The sequence below is a fragment of the Novosphingobium rosa NBRC 15208 genome (assembly GCF_001598555.1).
GTDB classification, from domain to species: Bacteria; Pseudomonadota; Alphaproteobacteria; order Sphingomonadales; family Sphingomonadaceae; genus Novosphingobium; species Novosphingobium rosa.
Genome location: NZ_BCZE01000181.1, coordinates 1 through 896, shown reverse-complemented (window position 1 = coordinate 896; position 896 = coordinate 1). Strand labels below are relative to the sequence as shown.

General features: G+C 66.7%; 1 protein-coding gene. It reads left to right on the top strand.

The annotated features are described in order from the left end of the window. Window positions 1–3: 3 nt before the first annotated feature. On the top strand, window positions 4–894 hold the full coding sequence (sucD, locus tag SR3_RS30305) for a succinate--CoA ligase subunit alpha (protein ID WP_068095151.1): 891 nt from the start codon (window positions 4–6) through the stop codon (window positions 892–894). Window positions 895–896: the final 2 nt, after the last annotated feature.

Here is an 896-nt window from a genome sequence, read left to right as displayed (position 1 = left end):
TCCATGTCGATCCTTATTGACAAGAACACCAAGGTCATCACCCAGGGCATGACCGGCAAGACCGGCACCTTCCACACCCAGCAGGCGCTGGCTTACGGCACCCAGATGGTCGGCGGCGTGACCCCCGGCAAGGGCGGCACCACCCATGACGAGACCGGCCTGCCGATCTGGAACACCGTGGCCGAAGCCAAGGCCGTTTCGGGCGCGACCGCCTCGGTCATCTACGTGCCGCCACCGTTCGCCGCGGACTCGATCCTGGAAGCCATCGACGCCAAGATCGAGCTGATCGTGGCCATCACCGAGGGCATCCCCGTGGCCGACATGGTCCGCGTGAAGCGCGCTCTGGCCGGTTCCAGCTCGCGCCTGATCGGCCCGAACTGCCCCGGCCTGCTGACGCCCGGCGAGTGCAAGATCGGCATCATGCCCGCCAACATCTTCAAGAAGGGTTCGGTCGGCGTGGTCTCGCGCTCGGGCACGCTGACCTATGAAGCCGTGTTCCAGACCTCGAACATCGGTCTGGGCCAGACCACCGCTGTCGGCATCGGCGGCGACCCGGTCAACGGCACCAACTTCATCGACGTGCTGGAGCTGTTCCTGGCCGACGATGAAACCAAGTCGATCATCATGATCGGTGAAATCGGCGGCAGCGCCGAGGAAGAAGCCGCCCAGTTCCTGCAGGACGAGGCCAAGAAGGGCCGCAAGAAGCCGATGGCCGGCTTCATCGCGGGCCGCACGGCGCCTCCGGGCCGCCGCATGGGCCACGCCGGTGCCATCGTCTCGGGCGGCCAGGGCGGCGCCGAGGACAAGATCGCGGCCATGGAAGCGGCCGGCATCAAGGTCTCGGCCAGCCCCTCGCTGCTGGGTGAGACCCTGGTCGAAGCGATCAAGGGCTAAGG